Origin of the sequence: Pseudomonas sp. Pseusp11 (genome assembly GCF_047304405.1) — a bacterium.
In the GTDB taxonomy this organism is placed as follows: Bacteria; Pseudomonadota; Gammaproteobacteria; order Pseudomonadales; family Pseudomonadaceae; genus Aquipseudomonas.
The window spans coordinates 93,834-113,987 of the sequence record NZ_JBGLZF010000005.1 but is presented as its reverse complement, the minus strand read 5'-3'; the positions used below and the strand labels follow the sequence as shown (position 1 = coordinate 113,987).

19 protein-coding genes are annotated in these 20,154 nt (G+C 59.0%); 13 read left to right on the top strand and 6 right to left on the bottom strand.

Translation table 11 applies throughout. The features are described 5' to 3' along the window. Positions 1-119 precede the first annotated feature (119 nt). The 10 genes from atpE (at position 120) to glmS (ending at position 10,100) form a co-directional block, all read left to right on the top strand. On the top strand, positions 120-377 hold the full coding sequence (atpE, locus tag ACCC96_RS05905; protein WP_003097235.1) for a F0F1 ATP synthase subunit C: 258 nt from the start codon (positions 120-122) through the stop codon (positions 375-377). 58 nt (positions 378-435) lie between these two features. Then, on the top strand, positions 436-906 hold the full coding sequence (locus ACCC96_RS05900; protein ID WP_008064601.1) for a F0F1 ATP synthase subunit B: 471 nt from the start codon (positions 436-438) through the stop codon (positions 904-906). A gap of 12 nt (positions 907-918) precedes the next feature. After that, positions 919-1,455: a F0F1 ATP synthase subunit delta gene (locus ACCC96_RS05895; protein WP_019580345.1), complete on the top strand. Its 537-nt coding sequence runs from the start codon at positions 919-921 to the stop codon at positions 1,453-1,455. Positions 1,456-1,476: 21 nt separating this feature from the next. After that, a complete protein-coding gene (atpA, locus tag ACCC96_RS05890) occupies positions 1,477-3,021 on the top strand; it encodes a F0F1 ATP synthase subunit alpha (protein WP_007934342.1) in 1,545 nt (514 codons plus the stop codon). 50 nt (positions 3,022-3,071) lie between these two features. Continuing rightward, positions 3,072-3,932 (top strand): F0F1 ATP synthase subunit gamma, encoded by an 861-nt coding sequence (gene atpG / locus ACCC96_RS05885; protein WP_007934344.1) that lies wholly within the window; start codon positions 3,072-3,074, stop codon positions 3,930-3,932. A 27-nt stretch (positions 3,933-3,959) separates the two neighbouring features. Further along, on the top strand, positions 3,960-5,339 hold the full coding sequence (gene atpD, locus ACCC96_RS05880) for a F0F1 ATP synthase subunit beta (protein WP_007911961.1): 1,380 nt from the start codon (positions 3,960-3,962) through the stop codon (positions 5,337-5,339). A gap of 45 nt (positions 5,340-5,384) precedes the next feature. After that, on the top strand, positions 5,385-5,810 hold the full coding sequence (locus ACCC96_RS05875; RefSeq protein ID WP_007985046.1) for a F0F1 ATP synthase subunit epsilon: 426 nt from the start codon (positions 5,385-5,387) through the stop codon (positions 5,808-5,810). A gap of 117 nt (positions 5,811-5,927) precedes the next feature. Beyond that, a complete protein-coding gene (gene glmU / locus ACCC96_RS05870; protein WP_413695206.1) occupies positions 5,928-7,295 on the top strand; it encodes a bifunctional UDP-N-acetylglucosamine diphosphorylase/glucosamine-1-phosphate N-acetyltransferase GlmU in 1,368 nt (455 codons plus the stop codon). Between the two features lie 191 nt (positions 7,296-7,486). After that, on the top strand, positions 7,487-8,266 hold the full coding sequence (locus ACCC96_RS05865; protein WP_413695249.1) for a DeoR/GlpR family DNA-binding transcription regulator: 780 nt from the start codon (positions 7,487-7,489) through the stop codon (positions 8,264-8,266). Position 8,267: 1 nt separating this feature from the next. Then, a complete protein-coding gene (glmS, locus tag ACCC96_RS05860; RefSeq protein WP_019651249.1) occupies positions 8,268-10,100 on the top strand; it encodes a glutamine--fructose-6-phosphate transaminase (isomerizing) in 1,833 nt (610 codons plus the stop codon). A 78-nt stretch (positions 10,101-10,178) separates the two neighbouring features. Here the strand turns inward: glmS and ACCC96_RS05855 are convergent, their stop codons facing one another. The 6 genes from ACCC96_RS05855 to ACCC96_RS05830 are packed head-to-tail and all read right to left on the bottom strand — an operon-like array spanning position 10,179 to position 15,902. Next, the gene (locus ACCC96_RS05855) at positions 10,179-11,111 is read right to left on the bottom strand and encodes a phosphatidate cytidylyltransferase (protein WP_258671739.1); all 933 of its coding nucleotides are present in this window, start codon (positions 11,109-11,111) and stop codon (positions 10,179-10,181) included. Position 11,112: 1 nt separating this feature from the next. Then, entirely contained in the window at positions 11,113-11,733 is a 621-nt protein-coding gene (locus tag ACCC96_RS05850; RefSeq protein WP_019651251.1) for a lysophospholipid acyltransferase family protein, read from the bottom strand. 10 nt (positions 11,734-11,743) lie between these two features. Next, positions 11,744-12,199, bottom strand: coding sequence for a hypothetical protein (locus tag ACCC96_RS05845; protein WP_413695205.1), 456 nt, complete (start codon positions 12,197-12,199; stop codon positions 11,744-11,746). After that, entirely contained in the window at positions 12,189-13,499 is a 1,311-nt protein-coding gene (locus tag ACCC96_RS05840) for a phosphatase PAP2/dual specificity phosphatase family protein (protein ID WP_413695248.1), read from the bottom strand. The genes ACCC96_RS05845 and ACCC96_RS05840 overlap by 11 nt, the downstream gene beginning before the upstream one ends. Then, positions 13,496-15,253 carry a bifunctional alpha/beta hydrolase/class I SAM-dependent methyltransferase gene (locus ACCC96_RS05835; protein ID WP_413695204.1) on the bottom strand — a complete coding sequence of 586 codons (1,758 nt, stop codon included), beginning with the start codon at positions 15,251-15,253 and terminating at the stop codon, positions 13,496-13,498. The genes ACCC96_RS05840 and ACCC96_RS05835 overlap by 4 nt, the downstream gene beginning before the upstream one ends. A 25-nt stretch (positions 15,254-15,278) precedes the next feature. Continuing rightward, a complete protein-coding gene (locus ACCC96_RS05830) occupies positions 15,279-15,902 on the bottom strand; it encodes a CDP-alcohol phosphatidyltransferase family protein (RefSeq protein ID WP_413695203.1) in 624 nt (207 codons plus the stop codon). 159 nt (positions 15,903-16,061) lie between these two features. Between ACCC96_RS05830 and ACCC96_RS05825 the strand changes: the two genes are divergently transcribed. The 3 genes from ACCC96_RS05825 to ACCC96_RS05815 all read left to right on the top strand — a co-directional run bounded on the left by ACCC96_RS05825 (position 16,062) and on the right by ACCC96_RS05815 (position 19,816). Next, entirely contained in the window at positions 16,062-16,964 is a 903-nt protein-coding gene (locus tag ACCC96_RS05825) for a LysR family transcriptional regulator (protein ID WP_111453111.1), read from the top strand. A gap of 131 nt (positions 16,965-17,095) precedes the next feature. Then, the gene (locus ACCC96_RS05820; protein ID WP_018927332.1) at positions 17,096-17,722 is read left to right on the top strand and encodes a glutathione S-transferase family protein; all 627 of its coding nucleotides are present in this window, start codon (positions 17,096-17,098) and stop codon (positions 17,720-17,722) included. 63 nt (positions 17,723-17,785) lie between these two features. Next, positions 17,786-19,816 carry a pyridoxamine 5'-phosphate oxidase family protein gene (locus tag ACCC96_RS05815; RefSeq protein WP_413695202.1) on the top strand — a complete coding sequence of 677 codons (2,031 nt, stop codon included), beginning with the start codon at positions 17,786-17,788 and terminating at the stop codon, positions 19,814-19,816. Positions 19,817-20,154: the final 338 nt, after the last annotated feature.

Here is a 20,154-nt window from a genome sequence, read left to right as displayed (position 1 = left end):
GGTCTGATGTCCCACCCGGTCAAACGGGTGGGTGCCCTAACAGGGCTATGAAACGATTTGTTTTACCGCTTTAAAATCTAAAAAACCTAAACCATACGACGTAAAAGTCGGGAGGAAAGATGGAAACTGTAGTTGGTCTAACCGCTATCGCTGTTGCACTGTTGATCGGCCTGGGCGCACTGGGTACCGCAATTGGTTTCGGCCTGCTGGGCGGCAAGTTCCTGGAAGGCGCAGCGCGTCAGCCAGAAATGGTTCCAATGCTGCAAGTTAAAATGTTCATCGTTGCCGGTCTGCTCGACGCCGTAACCATGATCGGTGTTGGTATCGCTCTGTTCTTCACCTTTGCGAACCCGTTCGTTGGTCAGATCGCTGGCTAATTACTCGGATCTTCCGGGTAATTTGGTGTGATGGACAACGTAACTGCGAGGTGTTGGCGTGAACATTAATGCGACCCTGATTGGCCAGTCCGTTGCGTTCCTGATTTTTGTACTGTTCTGCATGAAGTTCGTATGGCCTCCGGTCATTGCGGCTCTGCACGAACGTCAAAAGAAGATCGCTGATGGTCTGGACGCTGCCAGCCGAGCAGCTCGCGACCTGGAGTTGGCCCAAGAGAAAGCGGGTCAGCAACTGCGCGAAGCGAAAGCTCAGGCAGCTGAAATCATCGAGCAAGCCAAGAAACGCGGTAATCAGATTGTCGAAGAGGCTGTTGAAAAAGCCCGTATCGACGCTGACCGTGTGAAGGTTCAGGCTCAGGCCGAGATCGAACAGGAACTGAACAGTGTCAAAGACGCGCTGCGTGCCCAAGTGGGCTTGCTGGCAGTCGGCGGCGCCGAGAAGATCCTGGGTGCCACAATCGATCAAAACGCGCACGCAGAGCTGGTTAACCAACTGGCTGCTGAAATCTAAGCGAGGGCGATCATGGCAGAACTGACCACGTTGGCCCGACCTTACGCTAAGGCGGCCTTCGAGCACGCTCAGGCCCACCAGCAACTGGCCAATTGGTCAGCCATGCTCGGCCTGGCAGCACTGGTGTCGGAAGACGACACCATGCAGCGCGTGCTCAAGGCCCCGCGACTGACGAGCGCAGAAAAGGCCGCCACGTTTATTGACGTGTGCGGCGACAAGTTTGATGCCAAGGCACAGAACTTCATTCACGTCGTTGCCGAAAACGACCGTCTCCCGCTTCTGCCGGAGATCGCCGCTCTGTTTGACCTGTACAAGGCCGAACAAGAGAAATCGGTAGACGTGGAAGTAACCAGTGCTTTTGCATTGAACCAAGAACAGCAAGACAAACTCGCCAAGGTTCTCAGTGCACGACTCAACCGGGAAGTGCGCCTGCAAGTTGCGGAGGACGCTGCCCTTATTGGTGGTGTCGTCATCCGCGCCGGCGACCTGGTTATCGATGGCTCGATTCGCGGCAAAATCGCGAAACTTGCCGAAGCATTGAAATCTTGAGTTTGAAGGGGCAGCAGAGCAATGCAGCAACTCAATCCTTCCGAAATAAGTGAAATTATCAAGGGCCGCATCGACAAGCTCGATGTGACCTCCCAAGCCCGTAACGAAGGCACTGTCGTCAGCGTATCTGACGGTATCGTGCGGATTCACGGTCTGGCCGACGTAATGTACGGCGAGATGATCGAGTTTCCGGGCGGCGTCTTCGGTATGGCCCTCAACCTGGAGCAAGACTCCGTAGGTGCCGTTGTATTGGGCGCATACCAGTCTCTGGCTGAAGGCATGAGCGCCAAGTGCACTGGCCGCATCCTCGAAGTTCCGGTTGGTAAGGAACTGCTGGGTCGCGTAGTCGACGCACTGGGTAACCCTGTTGACGGCAAAGGTCCACTGGGCAACACCGAGACCGACGCGGTCGAGAAAGTTGCTCCAGGCGTGATCTGGCGTAAGTCGGTAGACCAGCCTGTACAGACTGGCTACAAGGCTGTCGATGCCATGATCCCTGTCGGCCGTGGCCAGCGTGAGCTGATCATCGGTGACCGTCAGATCGGTAAAACCGCTCTGGCGATCGACGCGATCATCAACCAGAAAGACAGCGGCATTTTCTGCGTCTACGTAGCAATCGGTCAGAAGCAATCGACCATCGCCAACGTGGTTCGCAAGCTGGAAGAAAACGGCGCCCTGGCCAACACGATCATCGTGGCTGCCAGTGCTTCGGAATCTCCTGCGCTGCAATTCCTGGCACCGTACTCCGGTTGCACCATGGGTGAATTCTTCCGCGACCGCGGTGAAGACGCGCTGATCGTTTATGACGATCTGTCCAAGCAAGCAGTGGCTTACCGCCAGATTTCCCTGCTGCTGCGCCGTCCACCAGGCCGTGAAGCTTACCCAGGCGACGTGTTCTATCTCCACTCCCGTCTGCTGGAGCGCGCATCCCGCGTTTCGGAAGAGTACGTAGAGAAGTTCACCAACGGCGCAGTGACCGGCAAAACCGGTTCCCTGACCGCACTGCCGATCATCGAAACCCAGGCTGGCGACGTTTCCGCGTTCGTTCCGACCAACGTGATTTCCATCACCGACGGTCAGATCTTCCTGGAATCGGCCATGTTCAACTCGGGCATCCGCCCTGCAGTGAACGCCGGTGTTTCGGTATCCCGTGTGGGTGGTGCCGCTCAGACCAAGATCATCAAGAAGCTGTCCGGTGGTATCCGTACCGCTCTGGCTCAGTACCGTGAACTGGCGGCATTCGCCCAGTTCGCTTCTGACCTGGACGAAGCGACCCGTAAGCAACTTGAGCATGGTCAGCGCGTTACCGAGCTGATGAAGCAGAAGCAATACGCACCAATGTCGATCGCTGACATGGCGCTGTCGCTGTATGCCGCTGAGCGTGGGTTCCTGACTGACGTTGAAATCGCCAAGATCGGCAGCTTCGAACAAGCGCTGATTGCTTTCTTCAACCGCGATCACGCCGACTTGATGGCGAAGATCAACGTGAAAGGTGACTTCAATGACGAAATCGACGCTGGCATGAAAGCCGGTATCGAGAAGTTCAAGGCCACCCAAACCTGGTAAGCCGCAGCGGGAGCCGCAAGGCTCCCGCTTGCTAACCTGATAGGTGTTACATGGCAGGCGCAAAAGAGATTCGCAGTAAGATTGCGAGCATCAAAAGCACGCAAAAGATTACCAGCGCCATGGAAAAAGTGGCGGTCAGCAAAATGCGCAAGGCACAAATGCGCATGGCTGCTAGCCGTCCTTATGCGGAGCGCATCCGCCAGGTTATTGGCCATCTGGCCAACGCTAACCCGGAATATCGCCACCCGTTCATGATCGACCGTGAAGTAAAGCGCGTTGGTTATGTCGTAGTGAGCAGTGACCGTGGTCTGTGTGGTGGCTTGAACACCAACCTGTTCAAGGCCCTGGTCAAGGACATGGCGGTAAACCGCGAAAACGGCGTCGAGATTGATCTGTGTGTCGTTGGTAGCAAGGGTGCGGCCTTTTTCCGCAACTTCGGCGGTAACGTCGTTGCAGCTATCAGCCACCTGGGTGAAGAGCCGTCGATCAATGATCTGATTGGCAGCGTCAAGGTGATGCTGGATGCCTATCTGGACGGCCGTATTGACCGCCTGTCCGTGGTGTCCAACAAGTTCATCAACACCATGACGCAACAGCCTACCGTGGAGCAGTTGATTCCACTGGTGGCAACCCCGGATCAAGAACTCAAGCACCACTGGGACTATCTCTACGAACCGGACGCCAAAGAGCTGCTTGACGGCTTGATGGTCCGTTACGTGGAGTCGCAGGTCTACCAGGCGGTGGTCGAGAACAACGCGGCTGAACAAGCTGCGCGGATGATCGCGATGAAGAACGCTACCGACAACGCCGGTGATTTGATCAGCGATTTGCAGCTGGTCTACAACAAGGCGCGTCAGGCTGCGATCACCCAAGAGATCTCGGAAATCGTCGGCGGCGCTGCCGCGGTTTAACGGTTCAAATATTCAGAGGATCCAGCTATGAGTAGCGGACGTATCGTTCAAATCATCGGCGCCGTTATCGACGTGGAATTTCCACGCGACAGCGTACCGAGCATCTACAACGCGCTGAAAGTAGTGAGCGCGGCTGAAACCACTCTGGAAGTTCAGCAACAGCTGGGCGACGGCGTGGTTCGCACCATTGCGATGGGTTCCACAGAGGGCCTGAAACGCGGTCTGGAAGTTACCGATTCTGGCGCAGCCATCTCCGTACCGGTCGGTAAAGCGACCCTGGGCCGGATCATGGACGTCCTCGGTAACCCGATCGACGAAGCTGGTCCGATCGACACCGAAGAGCGTTGGGGCATTCACCGCCCAGCACCTTCGTTCGCTGAACAGGCAGGCGGCAACGACCTGCTGGAAACCGGCATCAAGGTTATCGACCTGGTTTGCCCGTTTGCCAAAGGCGGTAAAGTCGGTCTGTTCGGTGGTGCCGGTGTAGGCAAGACCGTAAACATGATGGAACTGATCCGTAACATCGCCATCGAGCACAGCGGTTATTCCGTGTTCGCCGGTGTGGGTGAGCGTACTCGTGAGGGTAACGACTTCTACCACGAGATGAAGGATTCCAACGTTCTGGACAAAGTGGCACTGGTTTACGGTCAGATGAACGAGCCGCCGGGTAACCGTCTGCGCGTAGCACTGACCGGCCTGACCATGGCCGAGAAGTTCCGTGACGAAGGTAACGACGTTCTGCTGTTCGTCGACAACATCTACCGTTACACCCTGGCCGGTACTGAAGTATCCGCACTGCTGGGCCGTATGCCTTCGGCAGTAGGTTACCAGCCGACCCTGGCTGAAGAGATGGGCGTTCTGCAAGAACGTATCACTTCGACCAAGGAAGGTTCGATCACTTCGATCCAAGCGGTATACGTACCTGCGGATGACTTGACCGACCCGTCGCCAGCGACCACCTTCGCCCACTTGGACGCTACCGTCGTTCTGTCCCGTGACATCGCTTCCCTGGGTATCTACCCAGCGGTCGATCCACTCGACTCGACTTCGCGCCAGCTGGACCCGAACGTAATCGGCCAGGACCACTACGACACCGCTCGCGGCGTCCAGTACGTGCTGCAGCGTTACAAAGAACTGAAGGACATCATTGCGATCCTGGGTATGGACGAGCTGTCGGAAGCCGACAAGCAGTTGGTAAACCGTGCTCGTAAGATCCAGCGCTTCTTGTCGCAGCCGTTCTTCGTGGCTGAAGTCTTCACCGGTGCATCGGGTAAATACGTTTCCCTGAAAGACACCATTGCTGGCTTCAAAGGCATCCTCAACGGTGACTACGACCACCTGCCAGAACAAGCGTTCTACATGGTTGGCGGCATCGAAGAAGCGATCGAGAAAGCCAAGAAACTGTAATCCCGGCGCCCGGCAACGGGCGCTAATTTAGGTTGAGGCAATCAGATGGCTATGACAGTCCATTGCGATATCGTCAGCGCGGAAGGAGAAATCTTTTCCGGTCTGGTCGAGATGGTGATTGCGCACGGTGCACTGGGTGATCTTGGTATCGCCCTGGGTCACGCGCCGCTGATCACTAATCTGAAGCCAGGTCCGATCCGCCTGGTCAAGCAGGGCGGGGAAGAGGAGGTGTATTACATCTCCGGTGGTTTCCTCGAGGTTCAGCCGAACATGGTCAAGGTTCTTGCCGACACCGTGCAACGCGCTGCCGACCTGGACGAAGCCGCAGCTCTGGAAGCCGTTAAGGCTGCCGAGAAAGCCTTGCATGAGCGAGGCGCGGAATTCGATTACGGTTCTGCTGCCGCACGTCTGGCCGAGGCTGCAGCTCAGCTGCGCACCGTCCAGCAGATCCGCAAGAAGTTCGGCCACTAATCGGCCATCGACTTGTTGCGCGATTGATTAAAAAGGGTAGCCTCGGCTACCCTTTTTTCTTTTTCGATATTCATCATCTGGTCGCAGTTGCTGACCACCCAGGATTGGTAGCCAGTCATGTCCCTTGAAATCGTTATCCTCGCTGCCGGCCAAGGCACTCGCATGCGTTCGGCCTTGCCGAAAGTTCTGCATCCGATTGCCGGTAATTCAATGCTCGGCCATGTTATCCACAGCGCCCGGCAACTTGATCCACAGCGCATCCACGTGGTGATCGGCCATGGTGCCGAAGCGGTGCGCGAGCGTCTGGCCGCCGATGACCTGAATTTCGTCCTGCAGGACCAACAGCTGGGTACCGGTCATGCGGTGGCCCAGGCTGTGCCGTTCATCGAGTCCGATACCGTGCTGATTCTCTACGGTGACGTGCCGTTGATCGAAGTCGAGACCCTGCAACGTCTGCTCAAGCAGGCTGCACCGCAGCAATTGGGTCTGCTGACTGTCGAGCTGGATGACCCGACTGGCTACGGCCGCATTGTCCGTGATGCCGCCGGCAAAGTGACTGCCATCGTCGAGCAGAAAGATGCCAACACGGTTGAGCGTGCGATCACCGAAGGCAATACCGGCATTTTGGCGGTGCCTTCCCAGCGTTTGGGCGATTGGCTGGGGCGCCTCTCCAACAACAATGCCCAGGGCGAGTACTACCTGACCGACGTGATTGCCATGGCGGTCAGTGATGGTCTGGTGGTGGCCACCGAACAACCCCATGACACCATGGAAGTGCAGGGCGCCAACGATCGCAAACAACTGGCCGAGCTGGAGCGTCATTATCAACTGCGCGCCGCTCGTCGTTTGATGGCTCAAGGCGTAACCCTGCGCGACCCGACACGTTTCGATGTGCGCGGTGAGGTTACCGTTGGTCGCGACATCCTGATCGACATCAACGTGATTCTCGAGGGCAAAGTGATCATCGAGGACGACGTGGTGATCGGCCCGAACTGCGTGATCAAGGACAGCACCCTGCGCAAAGGCGTGGTGATCAAGGCCAACAGTCATATCGAAGGCGCGATTCTCGGCGAAGGCAGCGATGCCGGCCCGTTCGCTCGTTTGCGTCCCGGCACAGTGCTGGAAGCCCGCGCGCATGTGGGTAACTTCGTCGAACTGAAGAACGCTCACATGGGCGAAGGTGCCAAGGCCGGTCACTTGACGTATCTGGGCGATGCCGAGATCGGTGCGCGCACCAACATTGGCGCCGGCACCATCACCTGCAACTACGACGGTGCCAACAAGTGGAAAACCGTGCTGGGTGAAGATGTGTTCATCGGCTCCAACAATTCGTTGGTGGCGCCTGTGGATATCTCCTCCGGTGCGACCACGGCGGCCGGTTCGACTATTACCCAGAATGTGGATAACGCTCAGTTGGCCGTAGGCCGGGCTCGTCAGAAGAACATCGACGGCTGGAAGCGGCCTGAGAAGATCAAGAAGAGTTAAGTTATCCACAGATCAAAAGATCGCAGCCTTCGGCAGTTCCTACAGGGAATTCGTGTTCACTCTGTAGGAGCTGCCGGAGGCTGCGATCTTTTTTTGAGTTATCCACACATCTTTTTTCTGACGTTGGCTTGACGAAGTTTCGCTGATAGGTTTTGATTGATTACGTTATCTTTCGAATCGAAACTTACCAAATCATGTCAAAGCGCAACACGCCCCAACGCCGCCACAATATCCTCGCCTTGCTCAATGAGCAGGGTGAAGTCAGTGTGGACGAGCTGGCCAAACGCTTCGAAACCTCGGAAGTTACGATTCGCAAGGATCTGGCCGCGCTTGAAAGCAACGGTCTGTTGCTGCGTCGTTATGGCGGCGCGGTCACCATGCCGCAGGAGCTGGTCGCCGACATTGGCCAACCGGTTTCGAAATACAAGCAGGCCATTGCCCGCGCCGCCGTCACGCGGATTCGCGAGCATGCGCGCATCATCATCGACAGCGGCAGCACCACCGCCGCGATGATCCCGGAACTCGGCCAGCAACCGGGCCTGGTGGTGATGACCAACTCCCTGCATGTCGCCAACGCGTTGACAGAACTCGAGCACGAACCGGTGCTGTTGATGACCGGTGGTACCTGGGATCCGCATTCCGAATCCTTCCAGGGTCAGGTGGCAGAGCAGGTACTACGCTCATATGACTTCGATCAGTTATTTATTGGCGCCGATGGCATCGACCTGGTGCGCGGGACCACCACCTTCAATGAATTGCTGGGACTGAGCCGTGTCATGGCCGAGGTCGCCCGCGAAGTGATCGTGATGGTCGAGGCCGACAAGATCGGCCGCAAGATTCCCAATCTGGAGCTGCCTTGGAGCAGCATCCATACCCTTATTACCGATGATCGCCTGCCGCTTGAGGCCCGCGATCAGATTCAGGCCCGCGGCATCAATGTGATTTGCGCCGCTGTCAGTCAGGAGAAATAGCATGTGTGGAATTGTCGGTGCAGTCGCAGAACGGAACATTACCGCCATCCTGCTCGAAGGCCTCAAGCGTCTGGAATACCGTGGTTATGACAGCGCCGGTGTGGCGGTGTACACCAACGATGAAAAACTCTTGCGCCTGCGTCGGCCGGGCAAGGTCAGCGAACTGGAACAGGCGCTGATCGAAGAGCCTCTGGTCGGTCGTCTGGGCATTGCCCACACCCGCTGGGCGACCCACGGCGCGCCATGCGAACGCAACGCTCACCCGCATTTTTCGGGCGATCTGGCGGTGGTGCACAACGGCATCATCGAGAACCACGAAGCCCTGCGCGAGCAACTCAAGGCCCTTGGCCATGTGTTCACCTCGGACACAGACACTGAAGTCATCGCCCATCTGCTCAACGAAAAGCTCAAAGAGCAGCCCGACCTGACCGCGGCCCTGAAAGCGACCGTCAAAGAACTGCACGGCGCATACGGTCTGGCAGTGATCAGTGCTCGGCAACCGGATCGCTTGGTAGCAGCCCGCAGTGGCAGCCCATTGGTGATCGGTCTGGGCCTGGGTGAAAACTTTCTTGCCTCCGACCAGTTGGCCCTGCGCCAGGTCACTGACCGCTTCATGTACCTGGAAGAAGGCGATATCGCCGAAATTCGCCGCGACAGCGTGCAGATCTGGGACATCAATGGCGCGCTCGTCGAGCGTGAAAGCATTCAGTACCGTGACGGTGCCGAAGCCGCTGACAAAGGCGAGTTCCGGCATTACATGCTCAAGGAAATTCACGAGCAACCGGCCGTGGTGCAACGCACGCTTGAAGGTCGCCTGAGTCAGAATCAGGTGCTGGTACAGGCGTTTGGTCCACAAGCGGCCGAGCTGTTCGCCAAGGTGCGTAATGTACAGATCGTTGCCTGCGGCACCAGCTATCACGCCGGCATGGTTGCCCGTTACTGGCTCGAAGAACTGGCCGGCATCCCGTGCCAGGTCGAAGTCGCCAGCGAATTCCGTTATCGCAAAGTAGTGGTGCAGCCCGACACCCTGTTCGTGAGCATCTCCCAGTCAGGTGAAACCGCCGACACGTTGGCCGCGCTGCGCAACGCCAAGGAACTGGGCTTCCTTTCCAGCCTGGCAATCTGCAACGTCGGCATCAGCTCCCTGGTGCGTGAATCGGACCTGACGCTGCTGACTCAGGCCGGTCGCGAAATTGGCGTGGCCTCGACCAAAGCCTTCACCACTCAATTGGTGGGCCTGCTGTTGCTGACCCTGGCCCTGGGTCAGGTTCGCGGCACATTGGCCGCAGGCGTCGAAGCCACACTGGTGGAAGAACTGCGTCGCCTGCCGACCCGTCTGGGCGAAGCCCTGGCCATGGACAGCACTGTGGAAAAAATCGCCGAGCTGTTCGCCGAGAAGAACCACACCCTGTTCCTCGGTCGCGGTGCGCAATTCCCGGTGGCGATGGAAGGGGCGCTCAAGCTCAAGGAAATCTCCTACATCCACGCCGAAGCCTACCCGGCGGGCGAGCTGAAACATGGCCCGCTGGCGCTTGTGGATAACGACATGCCTGTGGTCACCGTGGCACCGAACAACGAATTGCTGGAGAAGTTGAAGTCCAACCTCCAGGAAGTCCGCGCCCGCGGCGGTGAACTGATCGTCTTCGCCGACGAGCAGGCCGGCATGACCAACGGTGAAGGCACCCATGTTGTGCACATGCCGCATATCCACGACATCCTGTCGCCGATCCTCTACACCATTCCGTTGCAGTTGTTGTCGTACTACGTGGCGGTGTTGAAAGGTACTGACGTTGACCAGCCACGTAACTTGGCGAAGTCGGTGACTGTGGAATAAGTTCTTCACAAGCAATGAAAACGAAAAGACCGCAGTGTTGGCTGCGGTCTTTTTTTGTCTGGAAAAAGGTCAGCTATTTCAAGTCCACCAATACCGCACAAGATGAAAGAAGATAGGCGCCGCAAAACACACTGAATCCAGTCGATCCAGCATCCCGCCGTGGCCTTCGATCATATGCCCCCAATCCTTCACGCCCCGATCACGCTTGATTGCCGACATCACGATGCCACCGGCAAACCCCAGCAGGTTGATCAGCAGTGCAATAAAGAACGACTGCCACGGGTTGAACGGCGTGGTCCACCACAAGGCTGCACCAATCAGCGAGGACAGCAGAACGCCGCCGACAAAGCCTTCGACGGTTTTCGACGGTGACAGATTGGGCGCGATTTTGTGTTTGCCGAACAACTTGCCGCATACGTACTGCAGCACGTCCGACAGCTGCACCACGATCACCAGATACGCGATCAGTAACAGGTTGCGGCCTTCATAGCCGACGATGTCCAGAGTCAGCAGGGCGGGCACGAACGATACGCAGAACACCGCGATCATCAAGCCCCATTGCACTTTCGACGCCCGCTCGAGAAAGTGCGTGCTGTCGCCGCCCAGAGACGCAAGGATCGGCAGCAGCAAAAACACGTACACCGGAATGAAGATCGAGAACAGTCCGTACCAATCGGAATAGATCAGCAGGTATTGCAGCGGCAATGCCAGGTAAAACGCTGCCACCAGCGCCGGGTAGTCGCTGCGTCGGGTGGGCGTGAGGGTGAGGAATTCGCGTAGCGCATAAAACGATACCGCGTAAAACAGCAGGATCACCGCGCCGGTGCCCAGCCAAAAAGCGACGCCGATCACCACCACCATCACCCACCAGGCGTTGATGCGGGCGTTGAGGTTTTCGACCACCGCATTGGGCGTGCCCCGGGTGCGCAGTTTGAGGATCAGGCCAATCAGTGAGGCGAGCACCAGGATCATGCCGATCCCGCCGAACAGCATCAGGGTTTGTCTATCCATGTCAGGAATGCTCCGGGGCGAGGGCCAGCAGTGCGTCGCGGCTGCGTGAAAGGAACTGCTCTTTGCTCTCGCCTTCAGTCAGTTGCAGGGGCGCACCGAAACTGGTGGTACACAGCAGCGGCAGTGGCACCACTCGGCCCTTGGGCATGACCCGGTTGAGGTTGGCGATCCACACCGGAATCACCTGGGCCTGTGGGTAACTTTTTGCCAAGTGATACAGGCCGCTTTTGAACGGCAGTAAACCATCTTCCGGATTGCGCGTGCCTTCGGGAAAGATGATCAACGAATTACCCTTCTCCAGGGCGTCGAGCATGGGCTGCAACGGGTTACCCACAGGGTCCTTGCGCTCGCGGTCGATCAGCACGCCGTTGAACACTCGGCTGATGATGTAACGGCGCAAGGCGCTCTTGTTCCAGTAGTCGCTGCCGGCCACCGGTCGCGTAAGTTTGCGCAGGGAGGAAGGAAGCGAGGCCCACAGCAGCACGAAGTCGCCGTGGCTGCTGTGGTTGGCAAAATAAATGCGTTGCACGGGTTCCGGCGCGCAACCCATCCACAGGCTGCGGGCGCCAGTAACGGTTCGGGCCATGGAGGTGATGAGGATGGCGATCACAGGTTCGAACATAACGATTTCCTTATCCAGCGAAGGGCAGCCAAGGGCTCGCCAGTATGACAGCCAAGGGTGGCAGCACCTGGGCAGCCAGCAGGACGGCCTGTTTGCGCAGCAGTTTAAGTCCCCCACGCTGACGTTCGGCCCAGGGCCGGCCGGCACGGTTGGCCGGTTGCAGGCCGAGGTTTTGCAGGGCCTGATCGAGGGCTTGAGTGCGGTCTGACAAAGCGTCGGCGTCGCGGGCCATCAGGGTAAACAGGTCAGCGTCGAAGGCCACCCGCAGCGCCCAGTATTTTTGCCATAGCCCGAGGATGATTAGCCAGGCGCTGAGGATCAAGAACGGCGCAGTCGGGGTGATCAGCAGCAGTTGCAGCAGGCCGAACAACACACCCATCAAGGTCAGCCCTGTGGATAACTGATCGAGGGTGCGGCCCCGGTGCAGCAGGCTGGCGACCACGTGCGGTTCCATATCAACCGGCATAGGCGTTCTCCAGGGCTTGGCGATGGGCCGGATGCAGCACCACTTGCGGGCGTGCGGCTTGGATCATCGCCACGGCGGCATCGACAGTGGCCGCTCGACTGCTGTGCAGCAACCAGGCCGCGATAGCGGTGGCGCTGCGCGAATAGCCCAAAGCGCAGCAGACCAGCAGTGGGCCTTGCTGGCGCAGGTGTTCAATGGCTTGGGCAGCGGCGAGGCATTGCTCAGCGCTGGGCGCGGTCAGGTCGAGTATCGGAATGCTTTGATAGGCGCGGCCTCTCGGGTTGAGCGGCAGCTCAGCGCATAGATCAACCACAGCTTTGAACGGCGCCAACTGATCAGCGTCGGGAAGCCTGCCGAGCCAAACGTTATCCACAACCTCATTGGGCTGCGGATGTTTGCGGGTCCAAAGCCGTGAATTGATCCACGCCGCTGCCACGTAAGGCGCGAATAACCAACGGGCGGCCGGGCTAAGGCGGCCGTCGACGCGTTTCTGAAACCCGGCGGCGTCCAGCAGCGTGTAGTTGAGCGCCACCAACAGCAACGCCACGGCGGGCCAAATCAGCCACAGCCATCCGCCACCCAGGCCGAAAGCTGGAATGGCGAATATTGCCGCACCGATGACATAACGCAGAGCCAGGCGCCAGCGTTTCGGGTCCTTGGCCAACCGCAGGCTATTCAAGGGGCTGGGCCGATCCAGCGGCCACAACCATACGCACAGCCAGCCGGCGAGGGCGCCTGTGGGTAAGTCAATAAAGTGATGTTGATAAGTGGTCAGTACCGAAATCCCTATCAATGCGAACCAGCCATGCACCAGCCAGCGCCACAGGCCTTGCGTGTGCCGTTGGTACATCACCCACAAAATCACCAGCAGGGCGATGTGCAGCGATGGCGCCTGATTGAACGGTTTGTCGAACCCGGCCAGCACCGCGAACAGCCAGCCGAACACTCCGTCCAGTTCAGGCCGTTCGAACGTGAAGCGCAGTGGCCATAACAGGAAACAACTAACAGAGATCACTTGAGCACTCAGCAGGCGCAAGGCGTGGCGCTTGAGCTCATGGCGACTATCGGGCAGTAGCAGCGAAAAACCGTACAGCAGATCAATCGTCCAGTAGGGGACAATGGTCCAGGCCCAGAAGGGCATGGCGGTTTCCCAATCGAAAACGAAGGTGTCGACATCGCTGCGCTGGGCCGTGACCCACGTGGCAAAGCCGTAGCTGGCGAAAAACAGAGGCGCCAGCACCAGCAACCAGAGCACGGCGGGTTTGAGCAAACCCGGCTCTCTCGAGGCTGCCCCCATCATTGCACCCGTTGCGCGAGGGACACGGTGAAGATCCCCCATTCATCCACTCGTTGGGTGATTTTGCGAAAACCTGCTGCTTCCACCAGTTGATCCATTTCCGCCTGGCTGCGCCGACGCATCACCCAAGCCTGGCCTTGGCGATGACTGGTGAGGGCGCGGGCGATCAGTTCCAGCTGCGGGTGCCAGGGCTGACCGGTGTAGACCAGATAACCACCGGGCTCCACGGCCTCGGCCAAGCCCGCCAGAGAGCCGCCGACCAGTGCATTGTCGGCAAACAGTTCATACAACCCGGACACCACCGCCAGTGTCGGTTTTGGGTCCAGTGCCGCCAGGTCGGCGCGGTCGAACGCGTCACCTTTCACGAACTGCGCGATGTCTCCAAGGCCTTTATCGCGAATCAGCGCACCACCGTCACGCACATTGATGTCGCTGTAATCGCGCAACAGTATCGACTCCGGTAGCGGGCTGACGCCTTGCAAGGCTTCGAGAATGTAGCGGCCGTGACCGGCGGCAATGTCGACGATGCGCACCGGTCGGCCTTCTTCGCGCAGTTTGGCCATGGTCAGGCGCAGCAGTTCTTCGACGTTGAGTTTGCGTTGGCGGATGCCGCGCCAGCCGATGGAATTCAGGTAGTTCTGATCAATCATCCGCCCGAGCCCGCCCTTGCCGGTGGACTGGTTGCGGTACACATAGTCCAGGGTGCTGCCGGAATCGAACCCGGTATCGAAGCCCAGCTTCACCCCGTCTGACAGCTGGCTGCCCAGGCGCATGCTGGCGCGGGTCATGCGCCAGTACAGGTCGCGCAACGAGTTGTTCGGCAGCGGAGCGGCGAGGGATTCGGATTCGGCGCAGGTCAGGCCGATCTTGTCGGCATCAAGCAATGAGGCCCGGTCCAGCGGGTATTCAAAGTTTTGCAGGATAAAGCGTTTGGCGCTGGCTACGGCCACGGCGCGATCACGTTCCCCAAGCGTGTCGTGGAAGAAGCCCGGGAGAATGTGTTTTTCCTTTTTCAGGCTGCCCAGGCGTTCGAAAAACTGTTCCTGGGGTTTGCGGTGGACCACGAAATCCGAGCCGGAAATCAGCAACTGGGTCGGCGCTTGAATCGCCTGCGCATCGGCCACCACACGGTCGGCGGCTTCATACAAGCCGAGCAGCACATTCACCGAAATCGCCTTGGTGATCAGCGGATCGCTGTCGTAGGAGGCGACGCGTTCCGGGTCGTGGCTGAGGAACTTGGCCTTGACGTAGCTGTTGACGAAAAAGTTGCCGCGAAACTTGCGCATCAGCGCCAGGCCCGGACGGGCGAAAGGTACGTAGAGCTTGACCTTGAATGCGGGCGACGCGAGCACCAGCGAGCGGATGCGCGGTGCATAGTCGTGGACCCAGGTCGAGGCAATCACCGCGCCGACGCTTTGGGCGATCACGGCCATGTTCTCTTCGTCGATCTGGTGGGTCGCGTTCAGGTGATCGCAAAAGGTCTGTACGTCGCGCACGCTGGTGGCGAAACTCGGGCTGTCGCCGCGAGCGCCTGGCGACTGACCATGGCCGCGCGCGTCCCAGGCAAAGAAGTCGAACGCTGGCAGGTCCAGTTCATCCACCAGGTGGGCGATACGCCCTGAGTGTTCATGGCCGCGATGAAACAGCAGCACAGCCTTGCGCGGTTCGCCCGGATTACCCGCCGTGGCCGGCCAATGACGGTAGAACAGCTCAACGCCATCGTGGGTAGTGAAGGTCTGATTTTGAGTTTCACGCATTGCACTTTCCTTATGCTTGGGAGCTTTATGCCGAGGGAGCGTTTTCCTGCACTTCTTTCAGGCCCAGACGGACCCGGTTGACCAAGGTGTAAGCCAGCAGGACGGCGACCACCCCAAACACAATGCTAATCCACAACGCGTTGATCCAGTCGATGGCAATGCCGGTGGCCAAGACACCCAGTACAAACGCGCGATCGCTCTTGCCCATCGGGCCGTCATAACGCCGCGACGCGCCGATCATTGGCCCAAGGACGCCACTGTACTCGCTGAACAACGCCAGCAGCGTGACCAACAGCACAATCAACACGCTTACGTCGGGAATCAAGGCAAAAGGCAGGATCAGCGCGCTGTCGGCAACGATATCGCACAGTTCATTCAGGTAGGCGCCGAGGCGCGACTGCTGGCCGAATTCCCGGGCCAGCATGCCGTCGATGGCGTTCAGCGCCATCCGCAGGATCATCCACACGGGAATCAGCAGAAATACCCATAGGTGATTGGCGAAACAGGCAATCCCGACGCCTGTCACGACCGAAATGACGCCGGCCAGCACGGTGATTTGATTGGCGGTGGTGCCGTTATCGAACAATCGCTGAACCAACGGTCGCAGCAGATTCTGGAAGGCGGGTTTAAGTTGGTAGATGGAGGGCATCTGGATACGGTCTCAGCAATTGAAAGCGTGAACGATCAGGGTTATACGTCACAATAATCAGAATGCCAGTAAAACTGCACGGCTCATCCTCTTCCAGCGATATCCAGGCCCAATCGGGAACTGTCGGCCTCGCGTTATTCAGTGCTCAGGAGTTAACCCATGGACCGATTCCAGGAAATGCAGGTCTTCGCCGCTGTCGCCCAGGACCAGGGTTTCTCGGCGGCGGCGCGGCGTTTGGGGATGTCGGCAGCCAGCGTTACCCGGGCAGTGGCGGCGCTTGAGCAGCGCATTGGCACTCAGTTGCTGACGCGCACCACCCGTAGCGTGCATTTGAGCGAGGCGGGCCAGCGTTATCTGGAGGACTGTCGGAGAATTCTCGCCGAGGTGCAGGAAGCCGAGGATTCGGCCGCCGGGAGCCATGCCCAGCCCCGTGGGCAACTGACGATCACGGCACCGGTATTGTTCGGCGATTTGTTCGTCACGCCGCTCATGGTCGGTTACTTGACTCAATTTCCTGAAGTCAGCATCAACGCTGTGCTGGTCGACCGGGTGGTGAGCATGGTCGAGGAGGGCATCGATGTGGCCGTGCGTATCGGTGAATTGCCTGACAGCAATCAGCACGCAATTCGAGTGGGCGAAGTGCGGCGAGTGATCTGCGCTTCCCCTGGATTCCTGACTGATCATGGTCGGCCTCGGCATCCGGCAGACTTGAGCCGCGCCCCAATCATCGCCACCTCGTCCATCGGGCAGCCCAGAAGCTGGCCGTTCCTTGAAGCGGGAGAGCCGATCAGTGTTCGTCCGGAGCCACGTCTGGTGGTCTCGGCCAATCAAGCGGCGATCACTGCCGCCGCCATGGGCCTGGGACTGACCCGAGTCCTGTCCTATCAAGTGGCGAGCAAGATCGCCGCCGGTGAGCTGGAAATCGTCCTGGCTGACTTCGAACTGCCGCCATTGCCCATTCATGTGGTCTACCAGGGTGGGCGCAAGGCCCCGACGCGGGTTCGCAGTTTTGTGGACTTTGCGGTGAAGGGGCTGCGCGAACACCCGGCCCTGCACGGCTGAAGGTTTATTGCACTGGATGAAATAATGGATTGCGTTTGCTGGTTATTCTGTTGCTTTGGTTGTGGATGGAAGATAGCGCTCCATCGGCGCTGATCCTTCCTGAGCGGCGCCACCACCCAGCGGAGTCGACCATGCAAGCCATCAAACTCTACAACTTCCCCCGTTCCGGCCATGCTCACCGTGTAGAGCTGATGCTGTCGTTGTTGCAACTGCCGACCGAGCTGATCTTCGTCGATCTGGCCAAGGGCGCACACAAACAAGCGGATTTTCTTGCGCTCAACCCGTTTGGCCAGGTCCCGGTAATTGAGGATCAAGGCATGGTGCTGGCCGACTCCAACGCGATCCTGGTCTACCTTGCGCAAAAATATGGCAACGGTCGCTGGCTGCCAACCGATCCGGTCGGTGCAGCCAAGGTTCAGCGCTGGTTGTCGGTCGCCGCCGGGCCGATTGCCTTTGGTCCCGGCAGGGCAAGGCTGATCACTGTATTCGGTGCGCCTTACAACGCTGAAGAGGTGATCGCCTATTCTCACACCTGGCTCAAAGTGATCGATCAGGAACTGGGCGCGACGGCCTATCTGGCCGGTAGCGAGCCGACCATCGCCGACATCGCCGCCTACAGCTACATCGCCCATGCTCCGGAAGGCAATGTGTCGCTGGACGACTACGCCAACATCCGGGCCTGGCTGGCGCGCGTTGAAGCCTTGCCAGGGTTTGTCGGCATGCCGCGCACCATCGCCGGTTTGCAAAAAACTGCCTGATGTTCACGGCCCTATTCAGTCGGGCCGTTCTTGTTGCGCAATGAGCGCAGGGGAGAAGCCGTTATGGAACGTTCACCTTGGCACGCAGGCGAGAAAAAATTGCAGGCCCATGTGGGTGTCGTCGATCGAATGGACGCATTGGGCCGTAGGGTGATTCGCGGCGAGATGCCGGACCAGCACCGCACGTTCTATCAGCAACTGCCGTTCATGCTGTACGGCGCGGTGGATGCCGACGGCAACCCTTGGGCGAGCATTCTTGAAGGGGCGCCGGGCTTTGCGAAGTCTCCCGAGCCCAGGCTGTTGCAGTTCGGCAGCCTGCCCGGTCGCGACGACCCTGCACAACTGCAAGACGGGGCGGCGATCGGTCTGCTCGGTATCGAGCTGCACACCCGGCGTCGCAATCGTCTCAATGGTCGAGTCGGCGCTGTAACGGCGAGCGGCTTCGAGGTGACGGTGGAGCAATCCTTCGGCAATTGCCCGCAATACATTCAATTGCGCCAGTTTCGCTCGGTGCCATTGGCGGATCCGGAGACCCGTATCGCGCAGCATCTCAATGGGCTGGATGACGCGGCCAAAGCCTTGATTACCAGCGCCGATACATTCTTTGTCGCCAGCTATGTGGACGTCGATGGCCAACGCTCGGTGGACGTTTCTCATCGGGGTGGCCAGGCCGGTTTCGTCCAGATAGAAGGCAATCGCCTGACCATCCCGGACTTCGCCGGCAACCTGTTCTTCAATACCTTGGGCAACCTGCTGATCAACCCTCGGGCCGGTTTGCTGTTCATCGATTTCGATTCGGGCGATTTGCTGCACCTCAGCGGTCGCACGCAAGTCATCCTTGAAGGCCCGCAGATCGAAGCCTTTCAAGGGGCTGAGCGGCTGTGGACATTCGAGGTGGAGCACGCGGTGCGTCGGCCCGCGGCGCTGGCCTTGCGCTGGCGCTTTGACGGCGTGTCGCCCACCAGTCTGCTGACCGGCACCTGGGCGCAGGCGAATGCACGCCTGCAAGCCCAGGCGCTGGGGAATCGCTGGCGGCCGCTGCGAGTGACGCGCATCGAGCGGGAGAGCCACAACATCCGTTCGATCTATCTGGAGCCTGCCGATGGCGCCGGGTTGCCGGTGTTTCAAGCCGGGCAACATTTGCCCTTGCGGTTCAACATCGCAGGCGATGTGCACATCCGCACGTACAGCCTGTCGAGCGCGCCATCCGATGACTTTTTCCGCATCAGCGTGAAGCGTGAAGGCCTGGTGTCCTCGCACCTGCATGAGCAGATTCGTGTCGGCGATGTGCTTGAAGCCCGCTCGCCTCAAGGGCATTTCACCGTGGCGCCGAATGAGCGTCGGCCGCTGGTGCTATTGGCTGCCGGCGTGGGGATCACGCCGCTGCTGTCGATGCTGCGGGAGGTGGTTTATCAAGGCCTGCGCACGCGGCGCATCCGTCCTGTGTGGTTCTTCCAGAGCTCGCGGACATTGGCCGATCAACCGTTTCGCCCTGAGCTGGATCGCCTGCTCGACGGCCTCGGTGATGAGGTGCGGGTGCTGCGTTTGCTCAGTCAGCCGGAGTCCGATGCCCGTGAGGGTGAAGATTACGACCTGACAGGGCGCATCGAAGCCGACTTGCTCAAGACCACTCTTGAGGTGGAGGACTACGACCAAGTGGATTTTGTCCTGTGCGGTCCGGGAAGTTTTACCCAGGGGCTGTACGACAGCCTGCGGGATCTGGATGTCCCTGATTCAAGGATTCATGCCGAAACCTTTGGCCCGTCGACGCTGCGTCGCAAGCCGGACCCGGACGCGGTGGTCATCGAGCAATTGCCGGCCGCCACCGTTTCGGTGCCCGTCGTGTTCCAGCGCTCTGCCAAAGAAGCGCGTTGGCAGCCGGACGGCGGCAGTTTGCTGGAGTTGGCGGAGAGCCGTGGCTTGCGCCCGGAATTCAGTTGCCGCGGCGGTTCCTGCGGGACCTGCAAAACCCGGTTGATCAGCGGAGAGGTGAATTATCCACAGCCTCCGGCGGAGGTTCCCGATGCGGGTGAGGTGCTGATTTGTTGTGCGGTGCCGGCGCAGGGTTCGCAGCCGTTGGTGCTCGACCTTTAGAAAAAGATCGCTGCCTTCGGCAGTTCCTACAGGGTGCAAACGAATCCTGCGTAGGTGCTGCCGAAGGCGGCGATCTTTTGATCTTCAGGCAGTCCTACAGACGATGATTTTGGGGGGAATGTTTCCGACAAGTTTTGACGGTTGTCGGTCGGAAATGGGGTGGATAGGCTTTGGGGGTCGCTGGCAATCCAGCGATCGGGCCTGGAAAACCCGAAGTATAGGATCACAGCAGGTGACATAATGCGGCGCTTTTTCAGCTCTGCAGTTATGGCGGCTGTGCGTGGGAGACCTTCGGGTCTGCCGGGTTTGATCCTTCACCGGTTTTTCCAGTCCGCGTA